This is a genomic window from Kitasatospora sp. YST-16 (assembly GCF_026802215.1).
In the GTDB taxonomy this organism is placed as follows: domain Bacteria; phylum Actinomycetota; class Actinomycetes; order Streptomycetales; family Streptomycetaceae; genus Kitasatospora; species Kitasatospora cineracea.
The window spans coordinates 1,343,249-1,366,307 of the sequence record NZ_CP113837.1 but is presented as its reverse complement, the minus strand read 5'-3'; the positions used below and the strand labels follow the sequence as shown (position 1 = coordinate 1,366,307).

26 protein-coding genes are annotated in these 23,059 nt (G+C 75.8%); 13 read left to right on the top strand and 13 right to left on the bottom strand.

Annotated elements, in window-relative coordinates:
- Nucleotides 1–16: 16 nt before the first annotated feature.
- On the top strand, nucleotides 17–1,156 hold the full coding sequence (locus tag OU787_RS06230) for a Fic family protein (RefSeq protein WP_268658784.1): 1,140 nt from the start codon (nucleotides 17–19) through the stop codon (nucleotides 1,154–1,156).
- A gap of 150 nt (nucleotides 1,157–1,306) precedes the next feature.
- Here OU787_RS06230 and trxA read toward each other — a convergent pair whose 3' ends face one another.
- Nucleotides 1,307–1,690, bottom strand: coding sequence for a thioredoxin (gene trxA, locus OU787_RS06225; protein ID WP_078914469.1), 384 nt, complete (start codon nucleotides 1,688–1,690; stop codon nucleotides 1,307–1,309).
- A 203-nt stretch (nucleotides 1,691–1,893) separates the two neighbouring features.
- On the opposite strand from trxA, the gene OU787_RS06220 reads away from it, so the two are divergent.
- From OU787_RS06220 to OU787_RS06200, 5 genes are all read left to right on the top strand, one after another.
- A complete protein-coding gene (locus tag OU787_RS06220; protein ID WP_268658783.1) occupies nucleotides 1,894–2,454 on the top strand; it encodes a hypothetical protein in 561 nt (186 codons plus the stop codon).
- A gap of 383 nt (nucleotides 2,455–2,837) precedes the next feature.
- Complete coding sequence (locus OU787_RS06215; protein ID WP_030460471.1) at nucleotides 2,838–3,344, top strand: sigma-70 family RNA polymerase sigma factor; 507 nt, start codon at nucleotides 2,838–2,840, stop codon at nucleotides 3,342–3,344.
- Nucleotides 3,341–4,057, top strand: coding sequence for an anti-sigma factor family protein (locus OU787_RS06210; protein WP_268658782.1), 717 nt, complete (start codon nucleotides 3,341–3,343; stop codon nucleotides 4,055–4,057). Before OU787_RS06215 ends, OU787_RS06210 begins: the two co-directional genes overlap by 4 nt.
- Nucleotides 4,058–4,110: 53 nt before the next feature.
- A complete protein-coding gene (locus OU787_RS06205; RefSeq protein WP_268658781.1) occupies nucleotides 4,111–4,335 on the top strand; it encodes a hypothetical protein in 225 nt (74 codons plus the stop codon).
- A gap of 104 nt (nucleotides 4,336–4,439) precedes the next feature.
- Nucleotides 4,440–4,727, top strand: coding sequence for a DUF1876 domain-containing protein (locus OU787_RS06200; protein WP_030460468.1), 288 nt, complete (start codon nucleotides 4,440–4,442; stop codon nucleotides 4,725–4,727).
- Between the two features lie 37 nt (nucleotides 4,728–4,764).
- Here the strand turns inward: OU787_RS06200 and OU787_RS06195 are convergent, their stop codons facing one another.
- Complete coding sequence (locus OU787_RS06195; protein ID WP_030460467.1) at nucleotides 4,765–5,970, bottom strand: NAD(P)/FAD-dependent oxidoreductase; 1,206 nt, start codon at nucleotides 5,968–5,970, stop codon at nucleotides 4,765–4,767.
- Between the two features lie 211 nt (nucleotides 5,971–6,181).
- Here OU787_RS06195 and OU787_RS06190 point away from each other — a divergent pair, with 211 nt between their 5' ends.
- Entirely contained in the window at nucleotides 6,182–6,961 is a 780-nt protein-coding gene (locus OU787_RS06190) for a VOC family protein (RefSeq protein WP_268658780.1), read from the top strand.
- 7 nt (nucleotides 6,962–6,968) lie between these two features.
- On the opposite strand, the gene OU787_RS06185 is transcribed toward OU787_RS06190, so the two are convergent.
- Together OU787_RS06185 and OU787_RS06180 are read right to left on the bottom strand one after the other, a co-directional pair.
- Nucleotides 6,969–7,715 (bottom strand): DUF2470 domain-containing protein, encoded by a 747-nt coding sequence (locus OU787_RS06185; protein ID WP_051817001.1) that lies wholly within the window; start codon nucleotides 7,713–7,715, stop codon nucleotides 6,969–6,971.
- Between the two features lie 75 nt (nucleotides 7,716–7,790).
- A complete protein-coding gene (locus OU787_RS06180) occupies nucleotides 7,791–8,417 on the bottom strand; it encodes a TetR/AcrR family transcriptional regulator (protein ID WP_030460464.1) in 627 nt (208 codons plus the stop codon).
- A gap of 124 nt (nucleotides 8,418–8,541) precedes the next feature.
- Between OU787_RS06180 and OU787_RS06175 the strand changes: the two genes are divergently transcribed.
- The 3 genes from OU787_RS06175 to OU787_RS06165 all read left to right on the top strand — a co-directional run bounded on the left by OU787_RS06175 (nucleotide 8,542) and on the right by OU787_RS06165 (nucleotide 11,095).
- Complete coding sequence (locus OU787_RS06175; protein ID WP_030460463.1) at nucleotides 8,542–9,297, top strand: SDR family oxidoreductase; 756 nt, start codon at nucleotides 8,542–8,544, stop codon at nucleotides 9,295–9,297.
- A gap of 68 nt (nucleotides 9,298–9,365) precedes the next feature.
- Complete coding sequence (locus tag OU787_RS06170; RefSeq protein WP_030460462.1) at nucleotides 9,366–10,142, top strand: SDR family oxidoreductase; 777 nt, start codon at nucleotides 9,366–9,368, stop codon at nucleotides 10,140–10,142.
- A complete protein-coding gene (locus tag OU787_RS06165; RefSeq protein ID WP_268658779.1) occupies nucleotides 10,139–11,095 on the top strand; it encodes an NADPH:quinone oxidoreductase family protein in 957 nt (318 codons plus the stop codon). Before OU787_RS06170 ends, OU787_RS06165 begins: the two co-directional genes overlap by 4 nt.
- A gap of 57 nt (nucleotides 11,096–11,152) precedes the next feature.
- Here the strand turns inward: OU787_RS06165 and OU787_RS06160 are convergent, their stop codons facing one another.
- The 5 genes from OU787_RS06160 to OU787_RS06140 all read right to left on the bottom strand — a co-directional run bounded on the left by OU787_RS06160 (nucleotide 11,153) and on the right by OU787_RS06140 (nucleotide 16,580).
- Entirely contained in the window at nucleotides 11,153–12,364 is a 1,212-nt protein-coding gene (locus OU787_RS06160; RefSeq protein ID WP_268658778.1) for an acyl-CoA dehydrogenase family protein, read from the bottom strand.
- 3 nt (nucleotides 12,365–12,367) lie between these two features.
- The gene (locus tag OU787_RS06155; RefSeq protein WP_268658777.1) at nucleotides 12,368–13,387 is read right to left on the bottom strand and encodes a phosphotransferase family protein; all 1,020 of its coding nucleotides are present in this window, start codon (nucleotides 13,385–13,387) and stop codon (nucleotides 12,368–12,370) included.
- Between the two features lie 137 nt (nucleotides 13,388–13,524).
- Nucleotides 13,525–14,976, bottom strand: a complete 1,452-nt coding sequence (locus tag OU787_RS06150) for a catalase (RefSeq protein ID WP_030460458.1) — start codon at nucleotides 14,974–14,976, stop codon at nucleotides 13,525–13,527.
- A gap of 136 nt (nucleotides 14,977–15,112) precedes the next feature.
- Nucleotides 15,113–15,670: a DUF6529 family protein gene (locus OU787_RS06145; protein ID WP_232794976.1), complete on the bottom strand. Its 558-nt coding sequence runs from the start codon at nucleotides 15,668–15,670 to the stop codon at nucleotides 15,113–15,115.
- Between the two features lies 1 nt (nucleotide 15,671).
- Nucleotides 15,672–16,580 carry a COG4315 family predicted lipoprotein gene (locus OU787_RS06140; protein ID WP_268658776.1) on the bottom strand — a complete coding sequence of 303 codons (909 nt, stop codon included), beginning with the start codon at nucleotides 16,578–16,580 and terminating at the stop codon, nucleotides 15,672–15,674.
- A gap of 214 nt (nucleotides 16,581–16,794) precedes the next feature.
- On the opposite strand from OU787_RS06140, the gene OU787_RS06135 reads away from it, so the two are divergent.
- Nucleotides 16,795–17,838, top strand: coding sequence for an ATP-binding cassette domain-containing protein (locus OU787_RS06135; protein ID WP_268658775.1), 1,044 nt, complete (start codon nucleotides 16,795–16,797; stop codon nucleotides 17,836–17,838).
- Nucleotides 17,835–18,641, top strand: coding sequence for an ABC transporter permease (locus OU787_RS06130; protein ID WP_030460454.1), 807 nt, complete (start codon nucleotides 17,835–17,837; stop codon nucleotides 18,639–18,641). The genes OU787_RS06135 and OU787_RS06130 overlap by 4 nt, the downstream gene beginning before the upstream one ends.
- Here OU787_RS06130 and OU787_RS06125 read toward each other — a convergent pair.
- Nucleotides 18,638–18,886: a hypothetical protein gene (locus OU787_RS06125; protein ID WP_268658774.1), complete on the bottom strand. Its 249-nt coding sequence runs from the start codon at nucleotides 18,884–18,886 to the stop codon at nucleotides 18,638–18,640. The two genes, OU787_RS06130 and OU787_RS06125, sit on opposite strands and share 4 nt — an antisense overlap.
- A gap of 82 nt (nucleotides 18,887–18,968) precedes the next feature.
- On the opposite strand from OU787_RS06125, the gene OU787_RS06120 reads away from it, so the two are divergent.
- The gene (locus OU787_RS06120; protein WP_268658773.1) at nucleotides 18,969–20,300 is read left to right on the top strand and encodes a cytochrome P450; all 1,332 of its coding nucleotides are present in this window, start codon (nucleotides 18,969–18,971) and stop codon (nucleotides 20,298–20,300) included.
- Here the strand turns inward: OU787_RS06120 and OU787_RS06115 are convergent.
- The 3 genes from OU787_RS06115 to OU787_RS06105 are packed head-to-tail and all read right to left on the bottom strand — an operon-like array spanning nucleotide 20,281 to nucleotide 22,889.
- The gene (locus OU787_RS06115) at nucleotides 20,281–21,312 is read right to left on the bottom strand and encodes an NAD(P)/FAD-dependent oxidoreductase (protein WP_268658772.1); all 1,032 of its coding nucleotides are present in this window, start codon (nucleotides 21,310–21,312) and stop codon (nucleotides 20,281–20,283) included. The two genes, OU787_RS06120 and OU787_RS06115, sit on opposite strands and share 20 nt — an antisense overlap.
- A complete protein-coding gene (locus OU787_RS06110) occupies nucleotides 21,309–21,827 on the bottom strand; it encodes an isoprenylcysteine carboxyl methyltransferase family protein (protein ID WP_268658771.1) in 519 nt (172 codons plus the stop codon). The genes OU787_RS06115 and OU787_RS06110 overlap by 4 nt, the downstream gene beginning before the upstream one ends.
- Nucleotides 21,828–21,833: 6 nt before the next feature.
- Nucleotides 21,834–22,889, bottom strand: a complete 1,056-nt coding sequence (locus OU787_RS06105) for a type III polyketide synthase (RefSeq protein WP_268658770.1) — start codon at nucleotides 22,887–22,889, stop codon at nucleotides 21,834–21,836.
- Between the last annotated feature and the right edge of the window lie 170 nt (nucleotides 22,890–23,059).

The following is a 23,059-nucleotide window of genomic DNA, read 5'->3' as shown; positions in this document are numbered from 1 at the left end:
ATGGTGTCATTTCTTCATGCTCTACCAGACTCCCGCGCTGCACGACATCGACGAAGCCGTTCTCGCGGAGATCGACGACATGCGGAACCGGCTACGCCTGCACCTGCGGGCATCGCGCCGTTGGGAGGGCCAACTCCGGCGCAACCTCACGGCCCGGGCGATCGCCGGATCGAACACGATCGAGGGCTACGCGGCGAGCGTCTCGGACGTCGAGGACATCATGGTCGGCGAGACCCCGATCGAGGCGAACGACACCGTCGCCGTCGAGATCGAGGGCTACCGGCAGGCGATGACCTACATCCAGCGCCTGGCCGAGGCCGGAGACGACTTCTCCTTCAGCAAGGAACTGCTCAACGCCCTGCACTTCATGATGCAGGGCCACCACCTGCTCAAGCGCCCGGGCTGGTGGCGCACCGGCCCGGTGTGCGTCACCTCGGCCGAGGACCCCGCCATCGCCGCCTACACCGCGCCCGACGCCGACTCGGTCCCCGCGCTCACCGCGGAGTTGGTCGCATGGCTCAACACCGGAGACCTGGGCGCGCCGGGGCTGGTCCGGGCCTCGATGGCGCACCTCAACCTGGTCTCGATCCACCCCTGGTCGGACGGCAACGGCCGGATGTCCCGCGCCCTGCACACCCTGGTACTGGCCCGGGAAGGCGTCGTGGCACCGGAGTTCTCCAGCATCGAGGAGTGGCTGGGCCGGGCCCGCAACACCTACCGCTACTACGACGTCCTCGCCGAGGTCGGTGGACCGGTGTGGACCCCGGAGCGCGACACCCTGGCCTGGATCCGTTTCTGCCTGCGGGCCCACCACCAGCAGGCCCAGGCCGTCGAACGCCAGGTGGAGACCACCCGCGAAGTCTGGACCGCCCTGGACGAGGCCGTCGAGCGGAGCGGCCGGCCCGACCGCATGCTCTACGCCCTCTACCCGGCCGCCATGGGCAACCGGGTCCGCCGGGCCACCTACCAGGCCGACGCCGGCCTGAGTGAGCAACAGGCCCAGCGCGACATCCGCGAACTCGTCCGGGCCGGCTGGCTCGCCGCCAAGGGCGAGGCCCAGGGGCGCTACTACACCGCGGGCGCCGACCTGCCCGAGGACATCACCGGCGGAGCGCGCCGGCCCAGGCCGCTGCGCGAGCCGTACCGGGAGAGCTGACCGGGTCCGGCCGCACCGGACGGGCAGCCGAAAGGGGCGCTCGGAGAAGTGGTTCTCCGGGCGCCCCTTTTCGGGTGCCGCAGGTGCCCCAGGTGTCGTGGGTACTGCGGGTGCCGCGTGGCCGTCAGGGCAACTGCCCTGCGGGGGCGGTCAGTTCTGGGCGGCCTTCTTGGCCTCGACGCCGGCGTGGACCTCGGCCATGTCGAGCTTCCGGGCCTGGTCGATCAGGTTCTCCAGGGCGGCTTCGGGGAGCGCTCCGGGCTGGGCGAAGACCAGGACGCCCTCGCGGATGATCGCCAGGGTCGGAATCGACCGGATGTCGAACGCCGCGGCCAGCTCCTGCTGGGCCTCGGTGTCGACCTTCGCGAAGGTGATGTCCCCGTGCTTCTCGGACGCACGCTCGAAGACCGGCGCGAACTGGCGGCAGGGGCCGCACCAGGCCGCCCAGAAGTCGATCAGGACGAAGCCCTTGCCGTCCTCGCCCTGGACCACCTCGTCGAAGTTGTCCTTGGTCAATTCCACCGTGCTCATCATCGCCACCTGCCTCTCGCAGACCTGGCCCCGCCGATCGGGCCCTTCGCCCCGCACAACCCCGCCACCTGCGGAACTATTCCGGGGGCCGCGGGCACGTGAACGCCCGGGACCCGCCGTACGTACCCCCGGGCGAACCGGTCGAACCCCGGCCCGCGGGCCGGGCGGGACGACCGGACCGCACCCTCCCGGACGGGAGCACCCCGATGACCACCACCGGCCGGACGGCCCCCAGCGGCCGCCGCCTCACCCTGCTCGCCGCCGGCGCCCTGGCCGCCGCGGCCCTGGTCGCCGGCTGCGGCAGCAGCGGCGGCGGAAGCAGCAGCAGTTCCGCGGGCCACACCGGCAATTCCGGACAGAGCCAGGGCACCCTGATGACCGGGCACGACGCCACCCTCGGCACCCTGGTCACCGACGGCCAGGGCTTCACCCTGTACCGCTTCGACCAGGACACCAGCAACCCCCCGGCCACCCACTGCACCGACGCCTGCGCCAGTCTGTGGCCGCCCGAACTGGCGAACGGCAGCGGCAGCGCCGACCTCAAGGGCATCGACGCCAAGCTGGTCTCCACCGTCACCCGCCCCGACGGCAGCCACCAACTCACCCTCAACGGCTGGCCGCTGTACCGCTACGCCCCCGACACCAAGCCCGGCGAGACCAAGGGCCAGGGCGTCGACGGCACCTGGTTCGCGGCCACCCCGACCGGCGACAAGGCGATGCCCGCCGGCGGCGGCATGCCCAGCACGCCGTCCGGCGGCGGCTACTGAGCGCCCGGCGCCGGGACGGAACGGCGCAGGACGGAACGGCGCAGGACGGGACGACACCAGGACGGGACGACACCAGGACGGGACGAGACGGGAGGGGAGGGAACGGGCCGTGGAGCGCGGGACCGGGCCGCACCCGGGAGAACTGCCGGCAGAGGCAGAGGGGGTGCGGCGCTGGCGCCCGAGCCGCACCCCCGCAACGGTTATCGACACGAGCCGCCCCGGACTTGAGAGCCCGCGCCCGCCCCGCGCCCCCGCCCGCCGCGCCCGATCGCCCCGCCCCGGCCCGCGCGCGAGGATGGCGCCGTGGCCGACCCCCGCGCAGCACCGGCCCCCGCAGCACCGGCCCCCGAAGCACCGGACACCCCGCCGCCGAGGACCGGCTGATGCGTGCCCTGTACCGGGAGCACGCCGGGCCGCTGTACGGGCTGGTGCTGCACCTGGTCGGCGGCGACCGGCAGCGTGCCGAGGACGTCGTGCAGGAGACCCTGGTGCGCGCCTGGCGCCACCTCGACCGGCTCGACCCGGCCCGCGGCAGCCTGCGGCCCTGGCTGGCCACCGTCGCCCGCCGGATCGTCATCGACGGCCACCGCAGCGCCCGGGCCCGCCCCCGGGAGGTCCCGGAGAGCGCGCTCGACCGGCTCCCGGACGCCGAGGCCCCCGTCGCCGAGGACGAACTCGACCGCGCGCTGCGGCTGATGACGCTCACCGACGCGCTCGACTCGCTGTCCGCCGCGCACCGCGCCGCGATCACCGAGACCTACCTGCGCGGCCGCACCGCCACCGAGGCCGCCGCCGTCCTCGGCGTGCCGCCCGGCACCGTCCGGTCCCGGCTGCACTACGCCCTGCGGGCCCTGCGGCTCGCGCTGGAGGAACGGGGTGAGACCCGATGACCGTCGTCCCGGACCGGCCGGAGGACCCGCACGCCGACCTCGGCGCGCACCTGCTCGGCGTGCTCGAACCCGACCGCGCGGCCCGGTTCGCCGAGCACCTCGCGCACTGCCCGCGCTGCACCGCCGAGGCCGCCGAACTCGCCCCCACCACCGCGCTGCTCGCCGAACTCGCCGCCGACGTGCGCACCCCGCGGGAGGACGGGCCGGAGCCGGTCGAGCGGCTGCTCGGCCGGGTGGCCGGCGAGCGGCGGCGGGCCCGGGTGCGGCGGCTGGTGCTGGCGGCCGTCGCGGCGGTCCTCGCGCTGGGCGGCCCCGCGATCACCTGGGCGGTCGTCGATGCCGGCCAAGTGGCCTCCGCCGCGCAGCAGTTCAGTGCCACCGACCCGGCCACCGGGGTGTCCGCCACGGTCGGCGTCGACCCCGCGCCCTGGGGCAGCCGGATCACCCTCGACCTGGGGCACGTCCCCGGCCCGCAGACCTGCGAACTGGTGGCCGTGGGCGCCGACGGCACCCGGCAGACCGTCACCACCTGGACCGTCCCGCCGACCGGCTACGGCGCCACCACCGGGCTGCGCACCGCGGGCGGCAGCGGGCTGGCCCCGGCCGCGATCGCCCGCTTCGAGGTCCGCGCCGGGACGTCGGTGCTGGTCACCGTCCCGGTCCACCCAGCCGACCGGGCCGGTGCGGCGCACTTCGCGGCACACTGGGAGTGAGGAGGCCACGCGGGCCCGGGAACTGCCCGCCGCGGGGCGCGTGGACAGCGGCCATGAACCAGATCCCCCTGCTCTGCCCGCGCTGCGGCCGACCGCAGCGGATCGTCCACCAGGAAGACCCGCACCACCCGGTGCGGGTGGTGCACACCGAGACCGGCCGCGAACCCTGCGACGGGCCCGCCGACGGACCTGCCGACCACCTCGTCGACGAGGACGACGGCGAGGTGGTCGGCGAACCGCCGACCGACCCCGAGCGGACCGGCCTCAGCCGCTGCTGACCCCGCCCCCGCCTGGCCGCCCCGGCCCGCCCGTCGCACCCTGGAAGGGGCCGGACCGGCCCCGACGACCCGAACACCCCGTACCCACCCGGGAGGTGGCGGCCATGATGAGGACCCTGGTCGGATGGCACATCGAGATGGAGTTCGAGGAGGACGGCGACCGCACCAAGGCGGCCGCGCTGGTCCGCCTCGCCGACGGCAGCGAACTGCGCGGCCACGGCTACTCCACCCGGCACCACGACGACAGCCCGCAGTTGCGGGTCGGCGAGGAGGTCGCCGGGGCCCGCGCGCTCAACGACCTCGCCATGCAACTGCTCACCAAGGCCCACGAGGAGGTCGCGCAGCCCACCGCCGACCCGACCGCCCCGCTGATGTGGCGCGACGTGACCTGACCGGGCCCGACCCGGCCCGGCCGGACCGCGCCCCCGGTCAGAGCTCGTCGAGCGGCACCGCCGGGTCGGCCAGCCGCTCCGGGTCCACGGCCCGCCCGGAGCGCACCAGTTCGCGGATCGGGTCGGTGACGTCCCAGACGTTGACGTTCATCCCGGCCAGCACCTTCCCGCCGGACAGCCAGAACGCGATGAACTCCCGCCCGGCGACGTCGCCCCGGAACACCACCCGGTCGTAGCCGCCCGGCTCCGCGTAGCCGGTGTACTCCATGCCCAGGTCGTACTGGTCGGTGAAGAAGTACGGGACGCGGTCGTACACGGCCGCCTTGCCGAGCATCGAAGCGGCCGCCACCGCGGGCTGGTTGAGCGCGTTCGCCCAGTGCTCGACCCGGATCGGCCTGCCGAACAGCGGGTGGAAGGCGTTCGCCACGTCGCCCGCCGCGAACACGTCGGGGTGCGAGGTGGCCAGGTGCTGGTCGGTGCGCACCCCGTTGTCGACGGTCAGGCCCGCGTTCTCGGCCAGCGCCGTGTTCGGGGAGATGCCGACGCCGACCAGCAGCACGTCCGCCGGGACGGTGCTGCCGTCGCCCAGCCGCACCCCGTCCGCCCGCAACTCCTCGACCTTCACGCCGAACCGCAGGTCGACGCCGTGCGCCCGGTGCAGGTCGGCGAAGACCTGCGCGGCCTCCCGGCCCAGCACCCGCAGCAGCGGCAGCTCGGCCGCCTCCAGCACCGTCACCTCCGCCCCGGCGGTGCGGGCCGCGGCGGCCGCCTCCAGCCCGATCCAGCCCGCGCCGACGACCACCACCCGGGCGCCGGGCCGGAACGCGGCCCGCAACTGCTCGCTGTCGCCGACCCGGCGCAGCGTCCGCACGAAGTCCCCGTCCCCGCCCGGCACCGGCAGCCGGCGCGGCGCCGAACCGGTGGCCAGCAGCAGCTTCGAGAACGGCAGCCGCTCCCCGCCCTCCAGCGTCACGGTGTGCCCGGCCGGGTCGATCGCGGTGGCCGCGGTGCCCAGCCGCAGCACCACCTCGTGCTGCTCGTACCAGTCGGCGGGGTGGACGTAGATCTTCTCCTTCTCGTCCTTGCCGAGCAGGTACCCCTTGGACAGCGGCGGCCGCTCGTACGGCCGCTCCGCCTCGTCGCCGACCAGGGTGACCGGCCCCCGGTAGCCCTCCGCGCGCAGTGCCTCGGCGGCCTTCGCCCCGGCCAGGCTCGCCCCGACGATCACGATCCCGGTGTCCATGTCCCACGTCCTTCCCACAGCGGCGTTCCCTCGTAGCCGTCCTGCCCGACCTTGGCACCGCCACACGCCCGACCGGGGGACCCGCGCCGGTCGTCGCCCCGTCGGCACCGGGATTCGCCCGCGAGGCGGACCACGTTCCGGCGGGGGCACGGACCTAGGCTGGGGCGGGTCCGGCCGACCGGCCGGCGGAGCGGCGAAGGGAGCCCGCGGGATGGTGGAGCGAACGGCCACGGTGCGCTGCGTGCCCGCGGTGCCGTGCTGGGTCGGCCTGACGGCACGTGACCTGTCGACCGCCCAGGATTTCTACGGGCCGCTGCTGGGCTGGGAGTTCGCCCCCGGACCGGACCGCTGGGGCCCGTACCTGCGCGCGGTGGTCGACGGCGTCGAGGTGGCCGGGCTGAGCGAACTCGGCACCGACTGGGAGCGCCCGGTCGCCTGGACCACCTACTTCGGCATCGAGAGCGCCGACCGGGCCGCCGACGGCGTCCGCGAGCGCGGCGGCACCCTCGCCGTCGGCCCGCTCGCCTTCGACGCCGGCCGGGTCGCGCTGGCCGCCGACCCGTTCGGCGCGACCTTCGGCATCTGGGAGGGCGAACCCGCCGACGCCGGCCCCGGCCCCGTCCCGTGGACCGCCGAGCCCGGCGCCCCCGCCTGGATCGAACTGCGCACCGCCGACCCGTTCGCCGCCGCGCTCTTCTACGGCGAGGTGTTCCGCTGGGACGACCGCGACCCGGCGCGGTTCGAGGTCCGCTACGAGCACGAACGGGTGGTGCTGCGCTCCGAGGACCGCAGCGTCGCCGCGCTGCGCGCCGCCAAGGACCTCGCCCCGCACTGGGAGGTCTTCTTCTCCGTCCCCGACACCGACGCCGCCGCCCGCCGCGCCACCGCCCTCGGCGGCCGCGTCCTGGACGGCCCGGCCGACTCCCCGTACGGCCGGGTGGCCCGGCTGGCGGACGCGGAGGGCGGCCACTTCTCGGTGCTCGGGCCGTGATCCGCGGCTAGAAGCCGGTCCGGGCGGGCAGGAAGAGCCGGTGCATGGCCTCCGGCAGGTCGTCGGGGCGGGTGACCGGGCGGTGGAAGTCGAAGCGGGCGTCCAGGGTGCCGGCGTCGCCGAGCAGGCGGATCCGCAGGCCGTGGCGGTCCAGGGCGACGGGGCGCACTTCGCGCAGGCGGCCCGGCGGGCCGTCGGGGCGTCCGGCCAGGGCGCCGGCGCCGAGCAGCAGGAGCTGGTCGGCGTGGGCGGCGGCCAGGTGCTGGAGGAGTCCGGCCTCCTCGGCGGCCACCGGGTCGGGGGCCGCGGTGGTGAGCGCGTCCGGGTCGAGGCAGCACTCGGAGCCCCAGAGGTCGTCCAGGGCCAGGTGGTCGGGGGTCAGCCGGAGCAGCACGCCGTCGCGGTGCGGGAACAGCGCGGTGGCGCTCTCGCCGGGGGAGCGGGTGAGCAGGCCCTGGACCCCGAGGCGGCCGCGGATCCGGTGCGGGACGGCGACGGGGGCGACGTCCACGCAGTCGAGTTCGGCGGTGAGCGGGCCGCGGGCCGGCGCGGTGATCCGGTGCAGGGCGGACTCGCGGCCGACCAGGACCGCCACCGAGCCGTCCGGCCGCAGCGCGCAGGCGACCTGCGGGGGCAGGCCGGGGCGGGCGGTGAGGTCGGCGCCGCGGACGTCCAGCACCGCCGAGGAGGCGAACTCCAGCAGGGTGCGGGCGCGTTCGGCGGGGGAGGGGCGGCGGGCGGGCTGGGGCAGCACGAGGAAGCCTCCTTGTGATTTAGGTAAGGCTAACCTAATCAACAAGGGGGTCGGCAGTCCAGCGCCGGGGCGCCGTCAGTCCCCGGTCCGCCCGGCCGGCGCGCCCAGCATCCGCAGCACCAGCTGCCCGTACCGGCGCCCCAGTTCCTCCGGGGACTCGCTGCTGCGCTCGGTGTACCAGCGCGAGACGTCGATGCCGAGCGAGGTGACCGCGCGGGCCGCGGTGCGCTGGTCCGGGACGTGGAACAGGCCCTGCGCCACCCCGTCCGCGATGATCCGCAGCACCGTCTCCTCGATCCGGATCCGCAGCTCGGCGACGGCCGCGAAGTCCTCCTCGGGCAGCGCGTGCAGCTCGTGGTTGACGATCCGGCCGACGGTGTGGCCGCGGGCGTGCCAGACGGTGAAGGACTCGGCCAGCGCCCGCATCCGCTCCACCGGGTCGGACCCGGCGGCCTCGGCCCGCTCCACCAGCTCCAGGGTGGCCCGGTGGCCGGTGCGGGAGATCTCGGCGAGCAGCGCGGCCTTGGACGGGTAGTGGATGTACAGCGCGGCCGGGCTCATCCCGGCGGCGGTGGCGATGTCCCGGGTGGTGGTGGCGTGGTAGCCGCGGCGGGCGAAGGAGTCCACGGCGGCCAGCAGCAGCCGCCGGGCGGCCTCGGTGCGCTCCCCGGGCCAGAGCGCGGCGGTCGCTGGGTCGGTCATGGGGTCAATCCTCCCAGACGGTTCGGCGCGGCCCGGCGGGCCGGGCTGTTGACAGTGTCGCCCGCCGCAAAGATGCTAAGCAAGCGCTTAGTCACATCCGATCCGAGAGGTACGAGGTACGACGATGGCAGTGTCGTTCGAGGGCAAGGTGGCCGTGGTCACCGGCGCGAGCCGGGGCATCGGGTTCGGCATCGCCGAGGAACTGGTCCGGCGCGGGGCGAAGGTCTGCCTCACCGCCCGCACCAAGGAGACCCTGGACGAGGCCGTCCAGGCGCTCGGCGGGCCCGGCCACGCGATCGCCGTCGCCGGGAAGTCCGACGACGCCGCGCACCAGGAGGAGGCCGTCGCCACCGTCCTGGAGACCTACGGCCGCCTCGACCTGCTGGTCAACAACACCGGCATCAACCCCGTCCACGGCCCCGTCCTGGACACCGACCCGGGCGTCGCGGCCAAGATCCTCGCCGTCAACGTGCTCGCCCCGCTGGCCTGGACCCGCCGCGCCCACGCCGCCTGGATGGGCGAGCACGGCGGCGCGGTCGTCAACGTCGCCTCCATCGCGGGCCTGCGCGCCTCCACCGGCATCGGCATGTACGGCGTCTCCAAGGCCGCGCTGATCCGCCTCACCACCGAGCTCGCCGCCGAACTCGGCCCGGACGTCCGGGTCAACGCGGTCGCCCCCGCCGTGGTCAAGACCAAGTTCGCCGAGGCGCTCTACGCGGGCCGCGAGGAGAAGGTCGCCCGCGCCTACCCGCTCGGCCGGCTCGGCCTGCCCGAGGACGTGGCCGGCGCGGTCTGCTTCCTGCTCTCCGCGGACGCCGGCTGGATCACCGGCCAGACCCTGGTCATCGACGGCGGCGTCACCCTCGGCGCCGGCCTGTGACCGGGCCCGCCGGCCGGGCCGACCAGGGGCGGCCCGAACTCCCCGACGCCGAGCGGCAGTTCGCCGGGATCGGGGCCGTCGTCACCGGCGCCGGGCACGGCATCGGCGCCGCCCTCGCCCGGGCCCTGGCCGCGGCCGGCGCCCGGGTGGTGGTCAACGACCTCGACGCCGGTGCGGCCCGCGCGGTGGCCGCCGAGATCGGCGGGCACGCCGCCGCCGGCGACGCCGCGAGCGAGGAGGGCGTCGCCGCCCTGGTCGACGCCGCCCGGGCCCGGCTCGGCGCGATCGACCTGTACTGCGCCAACGCGGGCGTCGCCACCACCGGCGGCCCCGACGCCACCCCCGAGGCGTGGGAACTGGCCTGGCAGGTCAACGTGCTCGGCCACGTCCGGGCCACCCGCCTGCTGCTGCCCGACTGGCTGGAGCGCGGCACCGGCCGCTTCCTGGCCACCGTCTCCGCCGCCGGACTGCTCACCATGCTCGGCTCCGCCCCGTACAGCGTCACCAAGCACGGCGCGCTGGCCTACGCCGAGTGGCTCGCCGCGACGTACCGGCACCGCGGCCTGCGGGTGCACGCGCTGTGCCCGCAGGGCGTGCGCACCCGGATGCTGGACGGCACCGGCCCGCACGGGCGGGTGCTGCTCGCGCCCACCGCGATCGACCCCGCCGACGCCGCCGCCGCGGCCCTGCGCGGCATGGCCGCGGACGAGTTCCTGATCCTCCCGCACCCCGAGACCGCCGGGCAGTACGCGGCCCGCGCCACCACCCCCGACCGCTGGCTGCACGGCATGAACCGGCTGCAGCAGCGGATCGAGACCCTCCCCACCGCCCCGGAGGCCCGATGAGAGCCTGGCAGATCACCGAACTCGGCGCGCCGCTGGACGTGATGAAGCTGGTCGAGGACGCCGACCGCCCGGTCCCCGGACCGGGACAGCTCCTGGTCAGGGTCCGGGCCGCGGCCGTCAACTTCCCCGACGCGCTGATGGCCGCCGGGCAGTACCAGGTCCGCCCGCCGCTGCCGTTCACCCCCGGCGTGGAACTCTGCGGCGAGGTCGCCGAGGGCCCGCGCACCGGCGAACGCCTGATCGGCACCGCCGAACTGCCCGCCGGGGCGTTCGCCGAGTACGCCCTGATGGACGCGGCCGGCGCGCTGCCCGCCCCCGGCCACCTGGACGACGCCGAGGCCGCCGCGTTCCACCTCGCCTACCAGACCGCCTGGTTCGCGCTGCACCGCCGGGCCCGGCTGGCCCCCGGCGAGACCCTGCTGGTGCACGCCGGGGCCGGCGGCGTCGGCAGCGCCGCCGTCCAACTCGGCAAGGCCGCCGGGGCGTTCGTCATCGCCGTGGTCGGCGGCCCGGAGAAGGCCCGGATCGCGGCCGACCTGGGCGCCGACCTGGTCGTCGACCGGCACGCCGAGGACTTCGCCGCCGCCGTCCGGGCCGCCACCGGCGGCCGCGGCGCCGACGTGGTCTTCGACCCGGTCGGCGGCCCCGCCTTCACCGGCTCCACCAAGTGCGTGGCCTTCGAGGGCCGGATCGTGCTGGTCGGCTTCGCCTCCGGGCAGATCCCGGCCCCGCCGCTCGGCCACGCCCTGGTCAAGAACTACTCGCTGCTCGGCCTGCACTGGGGCCTGTACACCACCCGCGACCCGGCCGCCGTCCGGGCCTGCCACGCCGCGCTGACCGCCCTCGCCCCCCGCCCGCTGGTCTCCGCCCGCCTCCCGCTGGAGTCCGCGGCCACCGCCGTCCACGACCTCGCCGCCGGCACCACCACCGGCCGCCTCACCCTGCTGCCCTGACCGCCCGTCGCCCGTGGGGCCCGGCGCACGGACGCCGGGCCCCACGGGCCCGCCCGCTCAGCGGTGCTTGCGCAGTTCGCGCCGGGCCAGCGAGCGCTTGTGGACCTCGTCGGGCCCGTCGGCCAGGCGGAGGGTGCGGTTGCCGGCCCAGAGCTGGGCCAGCGGGGTGTCCTGGCTGACGCCGGCCGCGCCGTGGGCCTGGACGGCCTTGTCGAGGATCCACTCGACGGCGGACGGCACGACGATCTTGATCGCCTGGATCTCGGTGTGGGCGCCCCGGTTGCCGACGGTGTCCATCAGCCAGGCGGTCTTCAGCACCAGCAGCCGGGCCTGCTCGATCCGGACCCGCGCCTCGGCGATCCAGTCCTGGACGACGCCCTGGTCGGCGAGCGGACGGCCGAACGCCACCCGGGAGTTGACCCGGCGGCAGGTCAGTTCCAGGGCGCGTTCGGCGATGCCGAGGGCGCGCATGCAGTGGTGGATCCGGCCGGGCCCGAGCCGGGCCTGGGCGATGGCGAAGCCGCCGCCCTCCTCGCCGATCAGGTTCGCGGCCGGGACCCGGACGTCCTCGAACAGGATCTCGGCGTGGCCGCCGTGGTCCTCGTCCGGGTAGCCGAACACCCGCATGCCGCGCAGGACCTGCACACCCGGGGTGTCGCGCGGGACCAGGACCATCGACTGCTGGCGGTGGGTCTCGGCGGCCGGGTCGGTCTTGCCCATCACGATGAAGACCTTGCAGTCCGGGTTCATCGCCCCGGTGATGTACCACTTGCGGCCGTTGACCACGTACTCGTCGCCGTCGCGCTCGATCCGGGTGGTGATGTTGGTGGCGTCGGAGGAGGCCACCTCGGGCTCGGTCATGGCGAAGGCGGAGCGGATCGTGCCGTCCAGCAGCGGCCGCAGCCAGCGCTCGCGCTGCTCGGGGGAGCCGAACTGGGCGAGCAGCTCCATGTTGCCGGTGTCGGGGGCCGCGCAGTTGAGCGCGGGCGGGGCCAACAGGACGGAACGGCCGGTGAGTTCGGCCAGCGGCGCGTACTGCAGGTTGGTCAGCCCGGCCCCGAGCTCCCCCGGCAAGAAGAGGTTCCACAGGCCGCGGGCCTTCGCGGCGGCCCGCAACTCACCGACCACCGGCGGAACCGACCACGGCGCGCGGGCCGGGTCGGCGAGCTGGGCGGCCAGCACCGGTTCGGCCGGATACACGAACTCGTCCATGAAGGCGCCGAGTTCGCCGAGCAGCTCGGTCGTCCTGGCGTCGTACCCGAAGTCCATTCCTCAGCCCTCCAGCGATTCGAGTCCGAACTCCACGAACAGCGGCACCAGTTCACCGACCCGGTCGAAGCCCGCGCCGACGGTGCCGCCCCGGGTGTAGCGGTAGTGGATGCCCTCCAGGACGACCGCCAGCTTGAAGGAGGCGAAGGCGACGTACCAGCCGAGCCCGGAGACGTCCCGGCCGGAGGCGTCCGCGTAGCGGCAGACCAGCTCGGCGGTGCCGGGGAAGCCGGGGGCGAGGGCCGCACCGGGCAGCAACCCGTCGAAGCGGCGGGCCAGTTCGGTGTACATCACCAGCAGGCCCAGGTCGGTGAGCGGGTCGCCGACGGTGGACATCTCCCAGTCCAGGACGGCGGTGATCCGGTCCCGGTCGTCCACCAGGACGTTGTCGAGCCGGTAGTCGCCGTGCACCAGGGTGGCGGCGGGCGAGGCGGGCAGGGTGTCGGCGAGGCGGCGGTGGAGCTCGTCCACGCCCGGTACCTCGCGGCTCCGGGAGGCGTCCAACTGCTTTCCCCAGCGCCGCAGTTGGCGCTCCAGGAAGCCCTCGGGGCGGCCGAAGCCGGCCAGGCCCACCGCGTCCGGGTCCAGCGCGTGCAGGGCGACCAGGGTCTCCACCAGGCGCACCCCCAGCGCGTGCACCCGGTCCTCGCCGAGCGCGGCCAGCACCTCGGCGTCCCGGTGCGCGGTGCCCGGCACGTACTCCATCAGGTAGAACGGCGCGCCGATCACCGCGGTGTCCTCGACCAGCAGCACCGGCCGGGGCACCGGCACGGCCGTCCCGGCCAGCGCGCCCAGCACCCGGTACTCGCGGCCCATGTCGTGCGCGGTGGCCAGCACGTGCCCGAGCGGCGGGCGGCGCAGCACCCACCGGGAGGCGCCGTCCTCGACCAGATAGGTCAGGTTGGAGCGGCCGCCCTCGAACATCCGCGCGGTGAGCGGTCCCGCGACGGGCGCCGGCAGGGCGGTGTCCAGGTGGGCGCGCAGCCTCTCCAGGTCCAGGCCGGGCGGAGCAGCGGTGGTCATCGGGGCACCTCGCAGGGGTCGGAACGTACTGACTAAGCGCTTGCTTAGGATCGGCCCGGCGGCGGCACTTGTCAACGAGCGGCAGCGCACCGCCCGCCCGGAACGGCGTCCCGGACGGGCGGTGCGCGCGGGGTACGTCAGCGGGCCACGGCAGCGGCGACCCGGTCGCCGAGGTCCCGGTCCACGTTGCGCCAGTACTGCAGGGCCCGCTCCAGCACCGGCGCCGAGACCCCGTCCTGCAGGTGCCCGGCGATGTTCGCCACCAGCCGGTCGCGCGCCGCGTCGTCCAGCACCTCCCGCACCAGCGTCCCGGCCTGCCCCCAGTCGTCGTCCTCCCGGTGCAGCGGGTACGCCTCGCGCACCATCCGCCCCGCCACGTCCCACCCGATCTCCCCGCCCCACAGCGACGGGTCCGCGGCCGGCCCGCCGTACGAGTTCGGCGCGTACGGCCGGGCGGTGCGCGCCGAGTCGAACCGCATCGGCCCGTCCTTGCTGTACGAGTGCACCGGCACGTGCGCCCGGTTCGGCGGCAGCTGGGCGTAGTTCGGCCCGATCCGGTACCGGTGGGTGTCCGGGTAGGAGAAGATCCGCCCCAGCAGCATCTTGTCCGGCGACACCCCGATGCCCGGCACCAGGTTGGACGGCTCGAACGCGGCCTGCTCGATGTGGACGAAGTGGTCCTCCGGGTTGCGGTTCAGGGTGAACCGGCCGACCTCGATCAGCGGGTAGTCGCCGTGCGGCCACACCTTCGTCAGGTCGAACGGGTTGAACCGGTAGTCCCACGCCTCGTCGAACGGCATCACCTGCACGTGCAGCGTCCAGGACGGGTGCTCGCCGCGCTCGATCGCCTCGAACAGGTCGCGCCGGTGGTAGTCGCCGTCCGCGCCCGCCAGCCGGTCCGCCTCCGCCTGGGGGAGGAACTCGATGCCCTGGTCCGTCTTGAAGTGGTACTTCACCCAGAACCGCTCCCCGTCCGCGTTCACCCACTGGTAGGTGTGCGAGGAGAAGCCGTCCATGTGCCGCCAGGTCCGCGGGATGCCCCGGTCGCCCATCAGCCAGGTCACCTGGTGCGCCGACTCCGGGGAGAGCGTCCAGAAGTCCCACTGCATGTCGTGGTCGCGCAGCCCGTTGTCCGGGCGCCGCTTCTGCGAGCGGATGAAGTCCTGGAACTTGATCGGGTCGCGGACGAAGAACACCGGCGTGTTGTTGCCGACCAGGTCGTAGTTGCCCTGCTCGGTGTAGAACTTCAGCGCGAAGCCGCGCGGGTCGCGCCAGGTGTCCGGCGACCCCATCTCACCCGCCACGGTGGAGAACCGGGCCAGCATCTCGCACTGCTTGCCCGGCTGGAACAGGTCCGCCACGGTGAACCGGCTGACGTCCTGCGTCACCTCGAAGGAACCGTACGCGCCACTGCCCTTGGCGTGCACGACCCGTTCGGGCACCCGCTCCCGGTTGAACTGGGCCATCTTCTCGATCAGGTAGTGGTCGTGCAGCAGGACCGGGCCGACCGGGCCCGCCGTCAGCGAGTGCTCGTCGCTCTCGACCGGGACACCCGCGTTGTTCGTGGTGAAGGGAACGTGCTGCGACATCGGGGGGAATCCTCCTCTGGCACCCCCGGCCGGGGCGCCGTGACCGCGCGGCGGCGAGGGTCGTCCACCGCGACTGCCCTCCACTCGAACACCGGCCCGCCCCGCCCACAACCGCAGCGCCCCGCCCGCCGGACCCTCAGAACCACGGCGTGGAGTACCCGTTCAGGAACCACAGCGCCGCCGCCCACCACAGCACCCCCACCGCGCAGAACAGCGCCCCGCCCGCCACCGGCAGCGCCCACCCGGGCAGCCCGCCGCGCCGCACCAGCAGCACCTTCGCCGCGAACGCCCCGTACAGGAAGCACCCCGCCGCCGAGTGCACGCCCACCCGGACGTCCGTGAACTGCACCCCGTACGCCAGCAGGCAGTGCTGGGCGATCGGCAGCGACAGCGCGAACGCCAGCCAGCCGCCCACCCGGTGCGCCCGCCGGACCGGACGCGCCGCCGGGCCCCGCCGGTACATCCCCAGCGCCAGCAGCACCTGCACCAGCGCCAGCCCGAGCAGCGCCGTCCCCAGCCACGACTTCAACCGCAGCGCGTCCTCGCCGGACGCCCCGAACAGGCTCCGCCCCGGATCCGGCACGTGCGCCCGCCCGAACCACAGCAGCCCCAGCGAGACCGCCAGCGGCGCGACCAGCGCCAGCACCGGCAGCACGGCCGACCCACCCCGGTCCGGACGGTGACGACCCGCCACCTCAGCCCTCCTGCGAACCGTCGTCACCGGCCGGGGCACCGCCACCGCCACTGCCGTCCGTTCCCGCTGCCGCGCCCGCGCCGTCGGCGGGGGGCTGGGCGGGAGCCTGCGTGGGGGTTTGGACGGCCGGGGCCTGGGCGGCGGGGGTCTGCGCCGGTGCCTGGGCCTGGGCCTGGGCGCCCGGGTCGGCCGGAGCGGCCGGGGCCGCGCTCGCGCTCGCCGCCGCATCCGGCTGGGCACTGGCACTGGCACCGGCACTGGCACTGGCACTGGCACCCGCGCTCGCGCTCGCGCCCGGGCTCGGCACCGCGCCGCCCGCACCGCGCAGCGTGGCGATGTCGACGCCGACCGGGTCGCCCAGCGAGGTGACCGCGTAGAAGGTGCCGCCGGGGCCCGCCACGGTGTGCCCGGCGGTCTCGCCCGGCCCGTGGTCGCCGGTGTAGCGGTACAGCGGGTGGCCCTTGTACAGCACCTGCGCGGTCCCGTCCGGCAGCGCCGCCGCGCCCAGCAGCCCGTCGTCCACGCCCGGGCCGGCCAGCGGGAAGCCCGGGGTGGTCACCGGCGGCCAGGACTTCGCGCACTCGTCCAGGCAGCTCGCGTGCACCGTGGTGTCCGCGCCGTACAGGTACAGGGTGCGGCCCTGCGCGTCCACCAGGATCGGGCCCAGGCTGCCCGCGCTGGCCAGCGAGACGCGGGTGCCCGCCGTGCTGGCGAACGCCGACACCGGCGGGCCGGAGTCGACGACCGGGACGGCGGCGGCCGAGGACTCGGCGGCGGGCGGGGCGCTCAGGTCCGGCGACGCCGCGCAGCCCGCGGCCGAGAGCGCGGACAGCGACAGCGCCGCCAGGACGGCGGCGGTTCGGCGGGTGCGGGACGGCGGGGCGGCGGCAGCACGGCGGGTGCGGGGCATCGGGGCTCCAGGGGACGGCGCGGCACTGGAGACCATCCACCCCCGCCACCCGCCGCCCGGCCACTCCAGAGCCGGGCCGCTCCGCACCAGGGGGTACCCCGTTGCCCCGGAAGGCCCACCCGCGCGCCGCCCCCGGGTCCGGCCCGCGCCCGCTTCGCCCCCCGTCCCGGCGGGCGGACACTGGAGTGGTACCACTCGCCCGAGGGGGCGCCCCATGACCACCCAGCCGGCCGGAACCGGCAGCGCGATCCGGGTCCAGGGGCTCGGCAAGCGCTTCAAGGACCTCGTCGCCCTGGACGGCGTCGACTTCACCGTCCCGCCCGGCACCGTGTTCGGCCTGCTCGGCCCGAACGGCGCGGGCAAGACCACCGCCATCCGGATCCTCACCACGATCATCCGGCCCACCGCGGGCCGCGCCGAGGTGCTCGGCACCGACGTGGTCGCGCACCCCGCCGCCGTCCGCCGGCTGATCGGGCTCGCCGGGCAGTACGCCGCCGTCGACCCCAACCTGACCGCCCGGGAGAACCTCCGGCTGATCGGCCGGCTCACCCAACTGCCCCGCCGCCGCCGCGACCCGCGCGCCGCCGACCTGCTGGCCCGCTTCGACCTGACGGCGGCCGCCGACCGGCCCGTGCGCACCTACTCCGGCGGCATGCGCCGCCGGCTCGACGTCGCCGCCGCGCTCGTCCCCGAACCGCCCGTGCTGTTCCTCGACGAGCCCACCACCGGCCTCGACCCGCAGAGCCGCACCGCGCTGTGGGAACTGATCCGCGAACTCGTCGCCGAGGGCACCACCGTGCTGCTCACCACCCAGTACCTGGAGGAGGCCGACCGGCTCGCCCAGCGGGTCGCCGTCCTCGCCGAGGGACGGGTGGTCGCCGACGACAGCCCGCACGCCCTCAAGGCCCGGCTCGGCACCACCGTCCTCGAACTCGGCATGGGCGAGGACCCGCGCGCCACCCGCGCCGCCGCCCTGCTCGCCGACCGCCTCCGGCACGCCCCCGAACGCGACGGCGCGGTGCTGCGCCTGCCCAGTGCGGACGGCTCGCTGCTGCTGATGGACGTCCTGCACGCGCTCGAGGCGGAACGGCTCGCCCCGCGCACCATTGCCGTCCGCGAGTCCAGCCTCGACGACGTCTACCTCGCCCTCACCGGCCACCGCACCGCCCCGCCGCCCGCCGCTGCCGCGTCTCCCCCCGCCGAGCCGCCCGCCCCGCCATCGGCTCCGCCGTCCGCCGGAGGAGGCCCGCCGTCATGACCGTCGCCGTCCCCCTGCACCCGCCGCTCGCCGATCGCCTGCTCGCCCCGGTCCGGGACGGGCTGGCCGTCGCCGGGCGCAACCTGATCGCGCTGCGCCGGGTGCCGCGGCTGCTGATCTTCTCCACCGTGCAGCCGATCGTCTTCGTGCTGATGTTCCGCTACGTCTTCGGCGGGGTGGTCGGCGCGGCCCTGCACGGCGTCTCGTACGTCGACTACCTGATGCCCGGCGTGTTCGTGCAGGTCGTCACGTTCGGCGCGGTCAACACCGCGATCGGCCTGGCCGGCGACCTGCAGACCGGGCTGATGGAGCGCTTCCGCTCGCTGCCGATGGCCCGCTCCGCGGTGCTCTCCGGGCGGACCACCGCCGACCTGGCCCGGAACGTGTTCGTGGTCGCGCTGATGACCGGCGTCGGCTTCCTGGTCGGCTTCCGGATCCACAACGGCGTCTGGGCGTTCCTCGGCGGCGCGCTGCTGGTGCTGGCCTTCGGGCTCGCCATGTCCTGGGTCTTCGCCGTGGTCGGCCTGGCCGTCGGCGACCCGGAGACCGCGACCGCCGCCGCCTTCCCCGTCCTCGCGCCGCTGGTCTTCGCCTCCTCGGCGTTCGTCCCGACCGCGACCATGCCCGGCTGGCTCCAGGTCTTCGCCAACCACCAGCCCGTCACCATCACCGCCGGGGCCGTCCGCGCCCTGATGATCGGCGGCCCGGTCGGCACCCAGGTCTGGCAGGCCCTGGCCTGGGACGCCGGCATCATCGCCGCGTTCGCCCCGCTCGGCGTCTGGCTCTACCGCCGCGCCGTCTAGCCCTTCGCCTGGTCCTCAACGTGTGCCCACACCGTGCGGTCGCCGCCCCGCCACGCCACCAGGTCCGGGTCGTCCAGGTCCGGCTCGGCGACGCCCGCGTGCCGGATCAGCTCCACCACGTCCGCCGGGCCGGTCGCCCGCCCCACCGTCCGCCCGTAGATCTCCACCCGCCGGTACGGCCGCTCCCCGCGGGTCGGCGGGCGGACCACGACCGGCGGGTGGAATATGTCTCCGGACTCGCTCATGACTCCAGTGTCCCGCGCCCGGCGCGCAACGGCCCGCCGGTGTCGCCCTCCGTGCCCGCGCCACCACGTATCGTGGTCGTCCGTGCGCACCGACCGACCCGTCACCGCCCCCGGCGGGGTGCCGCTGCTGGGGCACCTGCCCGCGCTGCTCTCGCGGCCGCTGGCCTTCCTCGACACGCTGCCCGGCTGCGGCGACCCGGTCCGGGTGCGGGTCGGGCCGCGCGAGATGTACGTGGTCAGCGCGCCGGAACTGGTGCAGCAGGTGCTGGCCGACCGGGCGGGGTACGACCGGACGGGGCCGCTGTACGCGAAGATCCGGGCGTTCCTCGGCAACGGGCTGGCCTCCTGCCCGCGCGCCGACCACCGCAGGCTGCGCCGGATCGTGCAGCCCGCCTTCCAGCACGCGCTGCTGCCGCACTACGCGGCGGCGATGACGGACGAGGCCGCGGCGCTCACCGCGGGGTGGCGGGCCGGGCAGGTCGTCGACGTCACCCACGAGGCGTTCCGGCTCACCACCGCCGTGGCCGTGCGCACCCTGTTCTCGGCCGGGCTGGAGCCGCGGGCCGCGGAGGCCCTGCGCGGGGCGCTGGACGTGCTGCTGCGCGGGATCTACCGGCGGGTGGTGCTGCCCGCGGCCGACCTGCTGCCCACTCCGGCGCGGCGCACCCACCGGCGGGCGCTGGCCACCTGGCACGCCGGAGTGGCGGCGATCATCGCCGACTACCGGGCCCGCGGGATCGACCGCGGCGACGTGCTCTCGCTGCTGCTGGCCGCCCGCGACGAGGACGGCCGGCCGCTCGGGGAGCGCGAACTCGCCGACCAGGTCGCCACCCTGGTGCTGGCCGGGGCCGAGACCACCTCCTCCGCGCTGGCCTGGTCGCTCCGGCTGGTGGCCGAACACCCGGACGTGGAACGGGCGTTGCACGCCGAGGTCGACGCCGGACCGGCCGGGGCGCCGGCCCGCTGGCAGGACCTCCCGCAACTCCCGTACACCGCACGGGTGATCAGCGAGACCCTGCGGCTCTACCCGCCCGCCTGGGCGATCAGCCGCACCACGACCCGGCCCACCGAGCTCGCCGGGGTCCGGCTGCCCGCCGGGGCCCTGGTGGTCTGCTGCCTGTACCTGCTGCAGCGCCGGCCCGAGCTCTTCCCGGACCCGGGGCGGTTCGACCCGGACCGGTTCGCGGGCGAGCTGCCCCGGGGCGCGTACCTGCCGTTCGGCTCCGGGGCGACGCGGTGCCCGGGTGACCGGTTCGGACTGACCGAGGCGACGCTGGCGCTGGCCACCGTCGCTGGCCGGTGGCGGCTGCGCCCCGCGGGGGCGGGCCCGGTGCGGCCGGTGCCCCGGCTGGTGCTGTCGCCCGGGCCGCAGCCGATGCTGCTGTCCGAGCGGGTCAGCGGGCCAGCAGGTTGACGGCGGCGCCGAAGGCCGGGGGGAGGGCGGCGGCCAGCGGGACGAGCCGCGGGCCGAGCCGGGGGTGGTGGCGGGCGGCCAGCAGGGCGGCGGTGAGCAGGCGGTAGGGGCGGGTGGCGCGGTGCCAGGCCCGCTCGTAGGCGGCGGGGCGGCCGGCGGCCAGGCAGCGGACGGCGGCCTCGGCGGAGGCCAGGGCCAGCGCGACGCCCTCGCCGGTGAGGGCGTCCAGGTAGCCGGCCGCGTCGCCGACCAGCAGCACCCGGCCGTGCACCCTGGCCGCGGCCCGCTGCCGCAGCGGGCCCGCGCCCCGTACCGGGCCGGCCGGGGGAGCGTCGCCGAGCCGCGCCAACAGGGCCGGGAAGGCGGCGAGTTGGCGGTCGAACGGGAGCCGCTCGCTGCCCAGCACGGCCACCCCGACCGTCCCGTCCGCGACCGGTGTCACGTACGCCTCCGCGTGCCGCGACCAGTACACCTCGACCAGTTCGCTCCACGGCCGGACCGCGAAGTGCCGCCGCTGCCCGTAGCGGGCCGGGAGCCGTCCGGGGACGGGGCGGTGCAGGCCGAGGGCGCGGCGGACGGGGGAGTGCAGGCCGTCCGCCGCGACCAGGTGGCGGGCGGTCAACTCGCCTACGCTGACGGCACTTTGGCCGAACCGCAGGCCGTCGGCGCGGAGCGCGAGGCGGTGGACGCCGAGGTGGTCGGCGCGGGCGGCGAGCGCGGCGTGCAGGGCGGTGCGGCGCATGCCCAGGCCGGGGCCGGTGCGGAAGCGGGCCTCGGCGGTGCGCGCGCCGTCCGCGGACAGGTAGCGGATGCCCGCGAACGGGCGGCCCTCGACCTCGACGCCCAGCCGCTCCAGGGCCCGCACCGCGCCCGGCATCAGGCCCTCGCCGCACGCCTTGTCGATCGGTGTCGCCCGCGGCTCCAGCACGGTCACGGACAGGCCCGCGCGGGCGGCGTGGATCGCGGTGGCCAGCCCCGCCGGGCCGCCGCCGACCACCAGCAGATCGATCACGCGGCCACCCGGCAGCGGGTCAGCGCGGCGTCCTCGCAGCGCAGCCGGGTGGCCAGCAGCCAGGCGTCCAGCAGCGTGAAGCAGAGCGCGGTGGCCCAGGCGGTGTGCACCAGCGGCAGCGCGAAGCCCTCCACCACCACCGCCAGGTAGTTCGGGTGCCGCAGCCACCGGTACGGGCCGCCCGCCACCAGCGGCAGGCCCGGCACCACGATCACCCGGGTGTTCCAGCGCGGCCCCAGCGTCCGGATGCACCACCAGCGCAGCCCCTGCGCGCCCAGCGCCAGCGCGAGCATCGGCCAGCCCAGCGCCGGGACGAACGGCCTTGCCGCGAAGTGGACTTCGAGCAGGCAGCCGGCCAGCAGCGCGGTGTGCAGCGCCACCATCGCCGGGTAGTGTCCGCGCCCGTACTCGACGCCGCCCCGGGCCAGGCTCCAGGCGGCGTTGCGGCGGGCGACCAGCAGCTCGGCCAGCCGCTCCACGGCGACCAGCGCGATCAGGACGGTGTAGAGGAGCATGGGCAACTACCAGCGCAGGAGGACGAGTTCGGAGGCGAAACCGGGCCCGAGGGCCAGCATCAGCCCGTACGAGCCGGGCGGCGGCGGGGGGTCGGCCTGCAGCACGTCCCGCAGGATGTGCAGCACCGAGGCCGAGGAGAGGTTGCCGCAGCGCGCCAGCGAGGCCCGGCTCGGGGCCAACGCGGCCTCCGGCAGGCCGAGTTCCTGCTCCAGCGCGTCCAGCACCCGGGGGCCGCCCGGGTGGCAGACCCAGGCCGTCACGTCCCCCGGCTTGAGGTCGTGCGCGGCCAGGAAGGACGACACCTCCTCGCCCACGAACAGCCGCACCAGCTCCGGGAGTTCGGCCCCCAGCAGGATCCGGAAGCCGTCGTCGCCGACCTCCCAGCCGAGCAGCCGCTCGGTGCCCGGATACAGCCGGCTGCGGGTCGCCACCACCTCCGGGCCCGCGCAGTCGACGCCGTCCCCGACCGCGACCAGCGCGCCCGCGCCGTCCCCGAACAGCGCCGTGGCCAGCAGGTTCGCCGCCGAGACGTCGGCCCGCTGCAACGTCAACGAGCACAGCTCGGTCGCCAGCAGCAGCGCCACCCCGTCCGGCCGACCCGCCAGCAGCCCGTCCACCGCCGCCACCCCCGCCGCGCCGCCCGCGCAGCCCAGGCCGAACAGCGGCAGCCGCCGCACGTCCGCCCGCAGCCCCAACCGGGGCGCCAGCCGGGCCTCCAGGGACGGGACGGCGATGCCCGTGACCGTGGTCGAGACGACGAAGTCCACTTGGTAGGAAGGGAGTTGCGCCTCGGCCAGGGCCGCGCCGCCCGCCCGCTCGGCCAGTTCGACCGCGGCCGCCAGCCAGGCGTCATTGGCCCGGCCGAAACCCGCCAGCTCCGGATACCGCTCCAGCGGGAACGCCAAGTGCCGGAACTCCACCCCCGCCCCCGCGAAGAACCGCGCCGCGAGCGCCCGCCCCTCCCCACCGTCCGGGCGCAGCGCCGCCACCGCCCCGGCCAACTCCCGCTGCCCGTAGCGGTGAGCCGGAAGCACCCCGTGCACAGCCGCGATCCGCGTCACCGCCCCAGGATAGGGAGCACTCTGCCCGAAACCGACAATTCGTCCTTCCGGGCGCGTCCCGGGTGGTGATGGCGGGTCAGGGGGCTCTGGGCGGTGCCGCGGTCAGTGCGGGTCGGCGGGCCGCGCCGGGGCGGTCAATTGCCTTGACGTGAAAGGAGCTTGGCGATTCA